Below are 13,481 nucleotides of genomic sequence, written 5' to 3'. Positions count from 1 at the left end.
CAGGCGGAAATAGCTTTCCAGCAGATCTTTCACGCTGATCCGGCTCTGGCTGGCTTTCTGCTTGCGGGCCTTGCGAAGCAAGGCCCGCTCCTTGGCCGCAATTTCCGCTTGCGCCGCCTCAAAAGCCACGGCCAGGGCTTCGTCGGTAAATCCCTGCGTATGCTTTTTCCCGGTCCACGGGTTTCTCCAGGTGACGACCCACGGATTTTTCTTGCGGAACTGATGAAATTGAATGCCCATATATCCTCCTTTTTCGGGCATTCAAATGATTTTACGCCAGAAGCACAAGAAAGCCACAGACCGAAATCTGTGGCTTTCGAGATAAGGCTGGGTACATCTACTAGGCAGCACTGTTGCCCTGGCCGTAGGGATCTTCGTCGTAGCAGGCATCCCTGGAGTCTTCATCGGTCAGAGCATCCTCCTGAAAAGCGCCGGCCATGTCGGCTTCATCAGGGGAAAATTCCACTTCCACCCCCGGCACTTCAGAAAGAAGGTTGCATTTTTCTTCCACCAGTTCCCGCAAAATGGTTGCATCATCAGGCCGAACGTAGTTGAGCTGATCGTCCATATTGTCCCTCCGCAAAGTTACGTAAGTTTATGCTATCGAGAATGACCGCGTTTGGTGGTCTGAGCTTGTTCCGCAGCCTGCCGTTTCTGGGCCAGACTTTTTTCCAGCACCGGACGCATTTGCCTTGCCACGGCATCGCGGCCCAGGCGGCTCTGTGTGCCCAAATCGTTCCAGTCTTTGAAAGCACGCCCTGTTTCATCGGGCGCGAATTTGGGAAACACGACTTGGCTGCCCACTAGTCTGGCCGCTGCAATCGCCTTTTCCCGTCCGGGGTTCTTGCCCTGGCTCTCTTGCAGGTGGCGGTCATCGTCGCCGGCAATGACAATGGGCTTATCCGGATATTTCTCATGCAGGCTCTTGGCCACACTGGCCAGATTGCCAGCATCAAAAGCCGCAATCGCCGGGATTTTCAGGCATTCCGTCAAGGTGGCGGCAGTGGCGTAGCCCTCACTGATGACCAGGACGGAAGCTGATTTCAAGGCATCCATGCCGCCAACGACGTGGAAACAGCCCTCCTTGCGCGCCTCCCTGGCAAAACGCTTGGTGCCGTCCTCCTGAATATACTGCATAGTCCAGATTTTGTCGTCGGCATCCTGGGCCGGGATGTATGTCGTTGCGCCTTTGCCGCCCACGAAAATTCCTTTATGCACGGCCAGTCCCTTGGACTGGAGATACGGTGTGGGCTCCTGCGCCCGCTTGAGGTCGCCCAACTGATGCAGGACGCGCAACGCCGCCCGTTCCTGCTGTTCGGAGATCTCTCTGGCATGTTCTTCACGCCGCTGCGCGCATTCCGCCTGGAAGTTTTCGCGCTGCTGTGCTGAAAGCTGTGGCATGCCAGAACTCTTCCAGCGCATTTCCTCTCCGCTACGATTGTTTTTGATATAGCCAGCAGGGTGCCCATCCATGTGGCCAACATAAAATCCGGAACGCTCGCCCTTTTTGTCACCTTCAGTAGCAATGCGATGCGTTTTGCCGTCCATGATCGGATGTTCCCCGTCCATCTGACATCCCATGCCGCGCAAGGCTTCGGCAAATTCCTCACGGGGAGTCATGGCCGGGGATTGTTCCGGCTGATTGCCCGGCATCCATTTGGCCAGTTTGGCCATGTCCGCCTTTTCACCGGCATACCAGCTTTTGGCCACACTATCCCACTTTGCTCCGGACGCCTTTGCCAGATGGCGGTCGGCATAAGACACGACAAGGTATTCCCGCTTTTGCGAGGATGGCTCCTGCGGCCTTTCCTGTTTCGTTGCCATACCCTGAGCGGGCTGTATCCACTTCTGAAACTTTTCGAGATCCGCACCCTGGGGAGCATACCAGGCGCTTTGCCGGCGATCCCATTTAGCTCCAAGAGCCTTAGCTTCATTTTTTTCCGCAAAAGGCACATGCAGATAGTGCCGCCCCTGGTTCATCCGCTCCAAAGAAGCCAGTTGCTCCGTTTCACTGTTCAACTGCGTATCCTGATGCTGTGAAGCATCTTGAACAATCTGCTGCTCCTGCTTCAGCTCGAAGGCCATGACGTACTCCATGATCTTTTCCGCATCAGCCGCCGCCCGGAAAACCTCACGCGGATCATCCTGAAGCGCCTTGATCCAGCTATCGACGTAGGAAGCGGTTTCGTCCAGGTTATAGTAGATGCCCAACTCCTGCCCCACCATGAAGCTGGAAATCTGCGCCCGCAGCTCTTCTTTGGCGTATTCCGGGCTGCCGAAAGGATTTCCTATATGCCGATTCAGCCGGGACTCGTGCCCGGTCCAGTGCCCCAGCTCATGCAGCGCAACCCCGTAGTAGTCTTTGGATGTCGCAAACTGCTCTCGCTTCGGCAGATGGATGGAATCATCCGCTGGACGGTAATATGCCTGGGTTTGGTTGCGATGTACGATATTCGCGCCGGAATTAGCCAGAATGGCCTCCGCTCGTTCTTCAGGATTCCATTGCAGCTCTTTTTCCTGGGTAAGAGGAGGGAGGCCGTCAATCTGCTCCGCATTGAAAGCGTAGCTCAGACGGCACAGCGGCCGCTCCAACTGTATGGTTTTGGTGACTTCCTGACCGTTTTCGTCTTTTTCCTTTTTTTCTTCTGAAAACTTCCAGTAAATGACAGGGGTGCCTTTTTCTCCCTTGCGGACCTGCACGCCGATGCTTTCAGCCTGTTTGTAGGTCATCCAGCGCGGGTCGCCGTAATCCTGAGCCATGAGGAAAAGGCAATTGCCGCCCCGGTAATTCTTGCCGGTCACGGGATTGATCGGCAGGCCGCCGTATCCGCCGTCATCCCACGGCTTTTTCATCCACGGGGCCGTACCTTCCCTGAGTTTCTCAATTATCTTGTCCGCCACGCGTGCATAATAATCGTTTGGCCTGTTGCTACTCATGATTGACCTCCCAAAGCAAAACGGGGTGCAAAACCGCCTTAATGGCTCCGGCATGCACGATGCCGAAATAGCGCCCGTCAAAAGAAAGCGGATGGGGCGACATGAGCAATACCTCCGAATGTTGCAGATTATGGGAAAATGGCAGAAACACGTCGTAGCCCGTATCCATGCGCCGTGCGCTGTTTTCCAGCGTCGTGCCGTTGACCGAAACGCCGACGGCGGACATTTCGACGTGATCGCCTTCAGTCGCCGCAATGCGTTTGATCATGTAGCCTGCTCCAGACGGGCAGAGGCCGTAATCTATCCATCCGCGACGCCTGGCCTCGCGGAAAATGGGCCGGTCCGGCGGACAGAACAGCACCAGATCTCCCTTGTGAGGAGGAACCCACTGCTTGCGATAGAGACCCGGCGGAAAGCTCTCCGACGTGTTCATCACAAACCAATGCTGAGCAGCCCAGCATGCAAGCCCCAGAAAGCCTGCCGCGACGGCCAGACTATGCCGCGTCGGCATGGTATGCCTCCCTTCCGGGGATGGAGTCGGAAACATCTGGCGGATTCACGCTGGAGCGGGCCTGGAAAACCGGATCAAGGAAATAGGGCATCTGTTTGCCGTAGATGGCCGGGAAGCCCGCAATGAAGATCAGCATGTCACCACCGGAGATCACCTGTTCCCCCTCCTTGATGGGAGGCGGCATGCGCATGACCTCGTCTTCGGTCATTAGCGGGCGGGAGACTTCCTGTATTGACTTGGACACATTGCCCAGCATGCCCAGACGCTTTCCGCTTTCGGTAAGTTGTTCCTTCACGACAGTCGTCTGGCCGGTGAGCTTGGAAAGATGTTGGGCGGTTTCCAGCTTGGTGGGCTGGAATGCGTTGGTGATGTGGGTATTGGATGTGATAGCCTCGTCGCGTCCGTAGCCGATTTCTTCATTGCGAAGCTGGGAATAATCCTGACAGATAATGTAGAAACGGATCCCGAATCCAGCCAGGAAGGCCAGGGATTCCTGAACGATCTCCAGCTTGCCCATGCTGGGGAATTCGTCCAGCATCATCAACATCTTGTGTTTGTAGATGCCTTTGGCCCGGCGCCCACCGCCAAGGGGCTGTGTGGATCTCCCGGTCAGGAAACGCCAGACTTTGGCCCAGGGCGAAAAATTCTTCAGGGGAGTTTCTTCAAAACGCATTTTTTCGGCCAACACGCGGCAGATCATGTTGGTCAGAATGCGTACAAGGGGTCTGAGCCTGACCTTGTCCACCGGCTGCGTCACAATATAGAGGCTTACCGGTTTGTCCTGGTTCATCAGATCCTTGACGGCGAAGCCGGAACGGTCTGTGTTGCCGGCGACAACCGGATCCCGGAACAAAGCCAGATAAGACTTGGTCGTGGAAAGGACGGAACCGGCTTCTTCATCCGGTCTTTCGATCATGTCCTGAGCGCTCTGAGCGACAACCGCATGTGGCTGTCCGTTCTCATGCGGATATGTGACCATTTCCTGCCAAAGATCTTTGGTGGGCTTGGCCGGATCGGCCAGCATAGCGTCCACGGCTGAAAGCGATGCGGTTTGAATGTCGCCGTTCTTCTTTCGATAGAGCAGGTGAAGAATGCAGCCCACAAGCAGGGCCTGGGCGGTTTTCTGCCAATGATCCTTCAGCCCCTTACCTTCCGGATCCACAATCATGGTGGCCAGATTCTGCACATCGCCTATCTCATAGGCCGTGCCCAGCCTGATTTCGTCCATGGGATTCCACTGGATGGATCCGGACTCAGCCGCTGGTTCAAAACGGAGCACGATGTTTCCGGCATGTTCTTTGCGCCAGCCGGATGTCAGCGCCCAGAGTTCGCCTTTCAGATCAGTAATGACGCAGCTCTTCATCCATGAAAGCAGTGTGGGGATGACAAGGCAGATGCCCTTGCCGGATCTGGTGGGGGCAAGGCAGAGAAGATGCTCGCTGCCGTTATGGCGCAGATAGTGTTGTTTTCCGGTTTTCGGATCTTCCCAACCCCCTACGTAGACGCCTTCGCTTTGCAACAAGCCAGCTTTTTTGATGTCGTCCTTGGTGGCCCAACGGGCCGAACCATGCATAAATTCATTGGCTATGGCCGCTCTGGAACCGAATGTGCGGCTCAGCAAGAGAATGAGCATCAGGAGCGCCGACACCATGATGCCTGCGGAGCCGGCTTCAATGAACCAGGGGGAATAGCTCTGCCACCATGTCCAGGCCCATTCCAGGTAGCGCCACGGGTAATAAACATGCTCCAGATTTGAGCCCAGAGCAGCTTGATACTGCATGCGCCACGCAAAAAACTGTGTGGCTGTCCACAAGCCGATGAGCCAGATGAGCATGACAGGAACAGCGGTCAGAGGGCGTTTCTGTGTGGCCTTGCGCTGCATGACCATCGGCAGCATGGATTTTTTCTGAGGGTTCATTTCTACCTCCGGACGGATTTGGAAGTATTATTGGACTGGCCTGCCTGGTGAGCTTGGCGTTGGGCATCCAGATGCTTGTCCACAAAGGAAAGCGGCATGTTCCTTTCAGCCGCCAGACGCGCAACTCTGGCTGTGAACTCAGAAGGTCCGTCCACAAAGAGCCTGCTGCCGAAACGCTGTCTGGCCAGATCAAGATTCCTGGCCAGTTCGTCGTCGCCGGCATTGGGGGCAACGACGATCCTCCCCTGGTTTTCCCTGCCTTCCGCGTAAATGAATGTCCCCTGGCGGGTGACTTTCTGGACGGTGGGGCGCGTTCCATCTCCACGCAGGCCCGCCAGGCTGCCGGTGGAAACGCCGCGAGGCATCTTGCGGGCGTGGAGATAGGCCAAGGCGTCGGCATTGCCGCCGGCTGCTTCTTTCGACAGCCAGGCGGACCAGACGACATGCCGGTGCTTCTGGAAAATTTCACTCCGCTGTTGCGCGTAGGCTTCACGGATCTTCTGGGCTTTCCTGCGCAGGCGCTTCCGGTTGAGCCGGGAAAGAAACCTTTTGAAAGCAGTGCCGGCCACCATGTTTTTTATGAGGGCAAGGCGAAGATCCGAGGAGGTTCGCAGATTCTCCAAGGCGGTGTCCCGTTCCTGCCTTGCGGTGGAAATTGCCTGTGTGCGCGTATTGTCATTCTCAACGCGCCAGCCGTTGTACTGATCCCAGAGTCCGGAAGCGTCGTATTTCCTGCCCATCGGCTTTCTTTTATAGGATTTTTCCTGCCTGACGCTGCTGCCGCCTGGCGTAAATGCGCCCAGGCGTTCTTCCAGCCTCTTTTTGGAAAGCCCTCTGTCCACGGAACTTGCCTTCACATGCACGTCGCCGGAAGAAATGATCAGGCCGTTGCCCCTTTCGCGGAGCGTGAGGCCATGTTTGGTCAGGATGTCATGAACCTCCGCCCAGGCCGTGGCCCTCTTGAGATCTTCCAGGCAGTTCCGGCGGATCCAGCCAATCAGGCTCTCCAGATCACCCGCGCGCTCCATATTGGTTGCGGCGGTTTCCACGGCCTGGGCGTTGGGTTCATGATTATCAGGCTGCAAGCCATAGACGCGCTCCAGGAATTTGCAGGCCTTGGCCAGTTTTTGCTCGTCGTAATAGGGTTCCCGAATGATCAGCTTGCGGGGATGTATCTTGTTGATGGCGATATGCAGATGCGGATTTTCGGTATCGTAGTGCATGACGGAAACCCGCTGATGCTCCCTGAAACCAAGCTCCTTACAGACGTAATCCTCAATTTTTTTGAGCGTGGCGCTGTCCAGGTGTTCCCTGAAGGACAGAACAAGATGGTATGTTTTGTCGCCTTGGGCGCGTGTGTTCTGCTTTTGTACGGCCAACATCTCCAGGGCCGCCCATTGCGGCGTTTCAGAATCGCAGTTGGTAATGCGGACCTCGCCCACGCGCGCGTCCACGCCCTGGGGATTGGTCAGGTAGCTGACAAGCCGCAACATGCTGCTTTTGGACGGGTCGTTGAGTCGCAATCGCCGCGCGATCATCTTTTATCCCTGTGCTACGTAGTCTATTTTAGCCGCTAAACAAAAATTCATTTCCCTGTAATGCCTTCGACAACGTGCCGCAGTTTGTCCTGCTGCTCGTTGATTCCCCTGACCGTGTTGATGGTAAGCCGCTGAAGCTCTTCGCCTCCCAAACCGTCAAAGCGTTCGTCGTTGGTCAGAAGCGCTTTCAGCAAGCCGCCTAGTCTCCCCAGGTCGGCGTTGATCCTGATCAGCGTGGCCGCCATCCTCTGATCCTCAATGCTCCTGACCTGGTAGCCGATCCCCACTGAGCGCAAATACCGAGAAGCGCTCATGCCCGCTGCTGCCGCATTGATTGCAATGGTGCTGTACTCGCCCTCCAGGCAGTAGACCCGGAAGGTCGGCAGTTTTCTTCTTGGCGTAGTCATGCTTTTTCAGCCTGTTGCTTTCGCGCCCTGGGCGCATGTATCCCGAAGGGGAAGCCTCGCAGAGCAGGATGCCCGTTGAGCGCCGCAGGTGCGAATAAGGGGCGGTCGGACCGTAGGTACGCACCGCACATCCTGCCCTTTTTTTTGCGTTCATAACGCCATAGAATGATTCTATCAAGATTTCATTCTTGACATATGACAAAAATATTTTACGATCCCATACGAAACAAATACGAAACAAATACAAAAAAAATGAAAACTTACCGTGTAAAAATGGAATTAACTCGGAAACAATAGGAGGATTATTGAAAAATAACTCGTTACACATATGAACTGAATAAGGATATTATATGAATAAAAAAAATTTATGTGATCGTATCGCGGACAGGTTAAAAAATACGCAAGAGAAAGGGCTGACTCCGCGCCGAGCCAACTATTTGGGAGCTTTTCTCTCTCAAAAGGAGGAAATTCAGCAGGCTAGCGCTGCCGGGTGGCGAATTAAGACAATTTGGCAAACGCTTCACGATGAAGGCCTCTTCACCGGCACCTATGAAACGTTTTTGGGCTATTTCCGGAAATTTATTTCAAACCCCAAAGGATCTTTGGAGGAATCTACTACACCAACTCCCAGCGCAGACTCTTTAACGCCAGTAAAAGAAGAGGCATCGGTTCCCTCGGTGAAACCACCCAAGAGCAGATGGAAGGCTGAAACAGAATCAGGCATTTTTGATTACAGTCCTACGATGACGGATGACAAACGGAAAAAAATATTCGGATCGGAAAAAACCCCAAAACAGGAGGATTCACATGGCTAACATTCATCTTTTCTTGCAGGGCAAGGGCGGCGTGGGGAAAAGTTTCTGCTGCGCCATGCTCGCTCAGTTTTTGATGGACGCGCGGGATATTCACCCTCTCTGTTTTGATACGGACCCGGTCAATGCCACCTTTGCCGCATATCCCGCATTCAATGTCTCCCGCATTGAGCTGATGGAGGGCGATACCATCAATACGCGAAAATTTGATGCCATGATGGAACAGCTTTGTGCCCTGGGGGAAGGGGACTCGGCCATCATCGACAACGGCGCAAGCTCCTTCATTCCATTTTCCAGATACCTCCTGGCCGGAGGCGTCCCAGCCATGCTGCAAGAAATGGGACACAACCTCTTTATCAATACTGTGATCACGGGCGGGGATGCGATGGAAGATACGATGCTCGGCTTTGCCACCCTGGCCGAAAAATTTCCGGATTCCAGCAGGCTGATCGTCTGGCTCAATCCGTATTTCGGCGAAGTTGTCTATCAGGGGAAAACTTTTGAGGAGTTTCCACTCTATGCGGAGCATAAGTCGAAAATCGACGCCATAGTGCGCCTGCCCGAACTTCAGGCGGAAACTTTCGGCTTTGATCTGAGCGCCATGCTCAAAGACAGAAAGACGTTTCAGGACGCCGTCTACGGCGGCGAATACACGCTGATGACCCGTCAACGCCTGAAGATCACGCGCGACAAGATATATGGTCAGCTCTCCATTATCCCGACTCTTTGATGGAGGCCGCTATGGATTCACTGGATGCCTATATTCAGGAAGTGGTCCGCAGACACAGGATTGTCTTGAGAAAAGACGATCCGATACTGATGCTGCATACCTTTTTGGAAAAATTTCTCGACGACATGAAACAGGATCAGACTGTCGTTCTTGAAAATTTTTCTTCGGCGCTGGAGCTTGAGGCTACAAAGTGGGATCGGGAGTCAAAAGAAAAAGCCAGCCGAATTATCGCTCAGGCTCTTGAAAAATCGCGCAATCTGGCTGGCGAACAGTACGATGAGCGGAGTCGGCTTTTTTGCGAGTCCATTGAAAAAACTCTCGCCCCAAAACTTGAGGCATTGGAAGTCACTGGGAAAAAATCATGGCGTATAGCAGTGGCCAACATGATCGCCGCAGGTCTTTTGGCCATGACCGGATTGCTGATCTGGCTCTAAATAGAGCAGCCCCGCCGGAATCATCCAGCGGGGCTGCTCTTCTACTGCTCTCTGCGCAAAGAACGTCCTCGTCCTGGCCTCTTCTGGGCCATGTCCTGAGTTGCGCTCTGATACTTTTCTTTTTCCTTGAACAGACGCTTGCGCTGCTCAAGCAGTTGTGCGTCACGTCTGGCCGTAAGCTCTTTTTGCTCCCGCCGCAATTTGTCCTCCGCCATCCGCTCAAGCCGGCGCGTATCCGCTTGCAATATTTTGACGCGGGATAGGCGGGTTTCCAGCTCATGCTGGCGGCGCTGCTCCTGGCCATACTGCTCCCGCCACTGGCTGCCGCGCCAAAGGGCGCTGACGGCGTTGGGCTTCGTCATGGCCACGGCCTGGAGCCTTTGGCTTTGGGATGCAATTTTGTTTTCCAGGTTGACCACAAGACGATCCGCCTGCTCGGATTTAGCCTGCGTAAAATTTTTAAGCTGGGCATCATAAACCGCGCTGACATCCACAAGGTGCTGCTGCTCGGCTTTAGTTTCCAAAGCCTTTTCCTCGAACCCTGCGAATGCGTCATCGCTTACCACAAGGTTTTCGCATGCTCCATCTGTGCTTCTGGATTGTCGCGGAGCTTGGCATCGACCTCCCGAAGATTGCTCATAAATTTCTTGAAGCCTGGCGAGGCTAAAAGGGCTTCTTCCCGCTGCTTCACGGTAGCATGCTTCGTTAATTCGTCCAGCGTTTCGCCATCTTTCAAGTTCGCATTCAAGCCGTTTTCGGATTGCATCTACATCTCCTTCACATTTGAGAATTGCAATTCCTGAATCCCCACAAATGGGATTAAGATTATTTGAACGTAGATCTATAACACAAAATGTTACACTCTGATAAAATTCTTTATGTAATTTTTCAAATGATCCTCCTAGATTGCCTTGGATATTAGACATTGCTGTTATGCTTGCCCCACGCCCAAGAGTAGTAAATCTTGAAAAGGTATTCCTTAATGCACCTTCAGGATCACGATGAAAAGCAAATACATCGACACTACACTTATTTGATAAGCAATATTTTATTTTTTCTTTTGCCTGCTCAAAGTTAGAAAGCTGCCCTTCATATATAACCTTATAATCAGCTAAGTCGATAGCATTTTTTTGGATAGCAGTACTTTTTCCAGCTCCGGGTATCCCCGTGATGAAAAGGATACGATCTCTATTTTCCGGATCCTGAGCAGCGACCATTCTATGGAAAAGTTCATTTGCCAAGACTGCAGCGGAGTTGTGAATAGGGACATTAAAAACGCTTCGGTGCGCTGGACTTGCAGCGTATTCAGGAAAAATTTCTTTGAAAAGGTCAGAGTTTATATAACGCCCTTTCATAGAATCCGGAAGAGCCTTGTATTTTGCAATCAAGACGTCGGCAGAGGTTTCTACCAAGTGAATAGCTCGGTTCTCCATTTCGGTCCGATCTGGATCTTCAAAAGGTGCATGGCGTTGAACGTGAAGCATGAATAACCCTATTGTTAGGCTTGGTGCTGCGCATAAAAATGCTCATAACCATTCAGACGCAGATAAACCGGCCAAAAATCATACCGGATGCTCCCCTAGTCCGCGTAATGCTCACAAATACGCTCAACCTGTTCCGCCACTGCGGGGCGCACTGTATGCTGCAAAGACATGGATCAATCTCCAGTGACTTCAATGAGCCGGGCGTGTTCCAGAGGAGCTTCAAAAGGGGGTTGCCCTTCTCTGAGGAACCAGCCTTTCCCGGAGGCGCTTGGCCGATGATCCAGAAGTAAGACGGCCTCGCTTCCATCAATACATACTCGTACAACCGGATGCCTGATTTGTTTCCTCTGCGGCTGAGCGATGGAAGGTACTGCGCCCGTATCTTTTTTTTCAGCCCTCCTCGGCTTTTCAGGCTCCAAGGTGGCAACGAATGATTGCAGGCTTTTTAATGTTGTACGATTGATCTCGCGCGAATCATCCAGCCAAGTTTCCGTTTGCCCAGGGTATTTTTTTTGGAGTCTGACCAGTTCGCAAATCACGGTAACATCCTGGCACCGCCCGTCATTGAACACTGTGGCCACGGGAGCCGGCAGAGAAAGCAGGGTAAGGTGCTGCGAAACCCAAGCAAGGGATTTCCCCACCGCTTTGGCGACCTCTCCCTGTTTCATGCCTTTTTCGCGGAGCCGGCTCAAAAATCTGGCAATTTCTTTCGGCTTGAGGTTTTCGCGCTGTAAGTTTTCAATAAGCTGATCAGCTTCAGTATAATCGTCATCAATGCAGGCGGGAACCGCCTCCAGGCCGAGGAGTCTGCAAGCCCGCAAGCGACGCGCGCCGTGGTTGACGATATAGTGTCCCTCCTGGGGCGCATGGCGCACCGATATCGGCGTTTTTACGCCGCGCAGGCGAATAGTCGCGGCCAGCCCCTGAAGAGCTTCCTCGTCAAACTCTGTACGCGGCTGATTGGGGTCTTCCTCAATTGCCGATAAGGGAAGTTGAACAATGGCAGAATCCATACCAGATACCTTGTTGAATCTCTTCGTGTTCTAGGTTAGAACGTACATATTATATTTTACGCATGTCAAGGATTATGCCATGCCTGACACAGACTATCCAGCTATCTTTTCTGCCCACATTCGCCGCCTATTGGAGGAGCGAGCCATTTCACAAAGGGATTTCAGCAAGATGGCAGGGCTTTCTACTGCTTACCTTTCTGCCGTACTGAATGGGACAGGCAATCCAACGCTTAAAAGTATGCAAGCAATCGCCAAAGCTTTTGCCATCCCTCTTCCTTTACTCTTGAAACCAATTGAGTCAGATGAGTGGAAAACGGCATTAGCCGTAGCTCAAGCTGTTAAAAATTCTTCTGGGGCAAATCTTCCTCCTGGGTATGAAGTTGTTGAGCATGTTGTATTGCCTGCCTATAGGGCGTTTGAGGTAAGAGAATGGGCTAAAACAACGCAAAAAAAAATAAAGCCCGGTTAGGACCGAGCTCATTGTACTAAAAGATAGCTGATAACATGCTCAGAGCACTTCTCCCCTGATCTGGAGCAAGATGCGAATATCGTTCAGTGACTTTAGTAGAACTATGACCAAGCAATTTGCTTACTACAAATAGAGGTGTTCCTCTTTGTACAAGCCAACTTGCAAATGTGTGTCTTAATGTATAAAAAACAACTTTATATCTATTATCAGTTACTCCATCATTTAATTTACACAGATAAACAGCCTTTCTAAATACTTTTGATACTTTTTCATATTCCTTTTTTGGATTTTTTTCTTGAAAAAAAATAAAATTTTCTTTTCTAGTCATATGGCCATCAATAATTTCTAAAGCTACATCATTAAGGGGGAGAAGACGCTGCCTTTTGTTCTTTGTTTCATATAAAATCACACTTTTTTGACTAAAATTAATATTTTCACCTCGCAGGGAAAAGATCTCTCCAGCTCTCATCCCTGTATTTAGTGCAAATTTTGAAATATTGTACCAAAGGTGAGAAAGCGTTTCTAACTTTTTCAGCAATACTTTCGCCTCATTTTCATCTAAATATCTATAGCGAATACTCTCTGAAAACGGCATCTCAAAAAAAGGAATCTCCCCGGTATATAAATCGAGTATAAGAGCTCTTCTCATTATCCTTCTCATTTGTGAAAGACAAAGTTTTATTGTCTGCTGGCATAATCCCTTATTATAAAGATTAAGTGTGTATTTTTGAATATCAGCAGTTCTGATTGACGCCAAGTTTTTCCCGTGCCAATATTCAGCCAGATGAGCACGGTAACGACTCGTATCCCGCAAATAACCGTTTCGAGTGAGTGGACGGGTTAAGAGATAGCTGTTCCAGGCATCATCCAAAGTAATCATATGAACCTCCAGGGTGTTTCCCTGTGGTTCGGAAAATACACGTTTGACTATATAGGAAGTCGGTCTTCAAAACCGGTGGCAGGCTTTACGGTCTGCGGTAGGTTCGACTCCTATGCGTCCCCGCCAGAAAGCATACTTCCGTACATCTCCAAAAAATTTTTGTTCCAGAAGACTGGAACGGAAAAACCTCTTGAGGTCTCAGCTTCAAGAGTTTTTTTTATGGAATCCCACGCGCGGACCGGCCTCAAAGGGAGACATCAACTTTTTCAATGACAGATAACTTCATATATGCTATCTTCTTTGTAGAAGGAGGAAAGCAATATGAAATGCCGAAAATGTGGTTCCGAA

Annotated in this window: 13 protein-coding genes and 1 pseudogene; 4 read left to right on the top strand and 10 right to left on the bottom strand. The window is 51.7% G+C overall.

What is annotated here, in order from left to right; translation table 11 throughout:
- From KH208_RS13380 to KH208_RS13350, 7 genes and pseudogenes are all read right to left on the bottom strand, one after another.
- Positions 1 to 240, bottom strand: a pseudogene (locus tag KH208_RS13380) (site-specific integrase); the annotation flags it as partial.
- Positions 241 to 340: 100 nt separating this feature from the next.
- On the bottom strand, positions 341 to 568 hold the full coding sequence (locus KH208_RS13375) for a hypothetical protein (RefSeq protein WP_291437113.1): 228 nt from the start codon (positions 566 to 568) through the stop codon (positions 341 to 343).
- A gap of 32 nt (positions 569 to 600) precedes the next feature.
- On the bottom strand, positions 601 to 2,937 hold the full coding sequence (locus tag KH208_RS13370; RefSeq protein ID WP_291437112.1) for a zincin-like metallopeptidase domain-containing protein: 2,337 nt from the start codon (positions 2,935 to 2,937) through the stop codon (positions 601 to 603).
- Positions 2,930 to 3,448 carry a conjugative transfer signal peptidase TraF gene (gene traF, locus KH208_RS13365; protein ID WP_291437111.1) on the bottom strand — a complete coding sequence of 173 codons (519 nt, stop codon included), beginning with the start codon at positions 3,446 to 3,448 and terminating at the stop codon, positions 2,930 to 2,932. Before traF ends, KH208_RS13370 begins: the two co-directional genes overlap by 8 nt.
- A complete protein-coding gene (locus KH208_RS13360; protein WP_291437110.1) occupies positions 3,432 to 5,366 on the bottom strand; it encodes a type IV secretory system conjugative DNA transfer family protein in 1,935 nt (644 codons plus the stop codon). The genes traF and KH208_RS13360 overlap by 17 nt, the downstream gene beginning before the upstream one ends.
- A gap of 2 nt (positions 5,367 to 5,368) precedes the next feature.
- Entirely contained in the window at positions 5,369 to 6,904 is a 1,536-nt protein-coding gene (gene traI, locus KH208_RS13355; protein WP_291437109.1) for a TraI/MobA(P) family conjugative relaxase, read from the bottom strand.
- 47 nt (positions 6,905 to 6,951) lie between these two features.
- On the bottom strand, positions 6,952 to 7,311 hold the full coding sequence (locus tag KH208_RS13350; RefSeq protein ID WP_291437108.1) for a conjugal transfer protein TraJ: 360 nt from the start codon (positions 7,309 to 7,311) through the stop codon (positions 6,952 to 6,954).
- 350 nt (positions 7,312 to 7,661) lie between these two features.
- Here KH208_RS13350 and KH208_RS13345 point away from each other — a divergent pair, with 350 nt between their 5' ends.
- From KH208_RS13345 to KH208_RS13335, 3 genes are read left to right on the top strand one after another with little or no spacing between them, the layout of a single operon-like run.
- The gene (locus KH208_RS13345; protein ID WP_291437106.1) at positions 7,662 to 8,126 is read left to right on the top strand and encodes a TraK family protein; all 465 of its coding nucleotides are present in this window, start codon (positions 7,662 to 7,664) and stop codon (positions 8,124 to 8,126) included.
- Positions 8,119 to 8,853: a conjugal transfer protein TraL gene (locus KH208_RS13340; RefSeq protein ID WP_291437104.1), complete on the top strand. Its 735-nt coding sequence runs from the start codon at positions 8,119 to 8,121 to the stop codon at positions 8,851 to 8,853. The genes KH208_RS13345 and KH208_RS13340 overlap by 8 nt, the downstream gene beginning before the upstream one ends.
- 11 nt (positions 8,854 to 8,864) lie before the next feature.
- A complete protein-coding gene (locus KH208_RS13335) occupies positions 8,865 to 9,287 on the top strand; it encodes a hypothetical protein (protein WP_291437102.1) in 423 nt (140 codons plus the stop codon).
- A gap of 41 nt (positions 9,288 to 9,328) precedes the next feature.
- On the opposite strand, the gene KH208_RS13330 is transcribed toward KH208_RS13335, so the two are convergent.
- Together KH208_RS13330 and KH208_RS13325 are read right to left on the bottom strand one after the other, a co-directional pair.
- Positions 9,329 to 10,771 carry a hypothetical protein gene (locus KH208_RS13330; protein ID WP_291437100.1) on the bottom strand — a complete coding sequence of 481 codons (1,443 nt, stop codon included), beginning with the start codon at positions 10,769 to 10,771 and terminating at the stop codon, positions 9,329 to 9,331.
- A gap of 173 nt (positions 10,772 to 10,944) precedes the next feature.
- Positions 10,945 to 11,784, bottom strand: a complete 840-nt coding sequence (locus KH208_RS13325) for a ParB/RepB/Spo0J family partition protein (RefSeq protein ID WP_291437099.1) — start codon at positions 11,782 to 11,784, stop codon at positions 10,945 to 10,947.
- A gap of 79 nt (positions 11,785 to 11,863) precedes the next feature.
- On the opposite strand from KH208_RS13325, the gene KH208_RS13320 reads away from it, so the two are divergent.
- Positions 11,864 to 12,253 (top strand): helix-turn-helix domain-containing protein, encoded by a 390-nt coding sequence (locus tag KH208_RS13320; RefSeq protein WP_291437097.1) that lies wholly within the window; start codon positions 11,864 to 11,866, stop codon positions 12,251 to 12,253.
- 16 nt (positions 12,254 to 12,269) lie between these two features.
- On the opposite strand, the gene KH208_RS13315 is transcribed toward KH208_RS13320, so the two are convergent.
- Positions 12,270 to 13,133, bottom strand: coding sequence for a site-specific integrase (locus KH208_RS13315; RefSeq protein ID WP_291437095.1), 864 nt, complete (start codon positions 13,131 to 13,133; stop codon positions 12,270 to 12,272).
- Between the last annotated feature and the right edge of the window lie 348 nt (positions 13,134 to 13,481).

It is taken from the genome of Desulfovibrio sp., assembly GCF_018379785.1.
GTDB lineage: Bacteria > Desulfobacterota > Desulfovibrionia > Desulfovibrionales > Desulfovibrionaceae > Desulfovibrio.
This window is presented reverse-complemented; position numbering and strand designations above follow the sequence as displayed.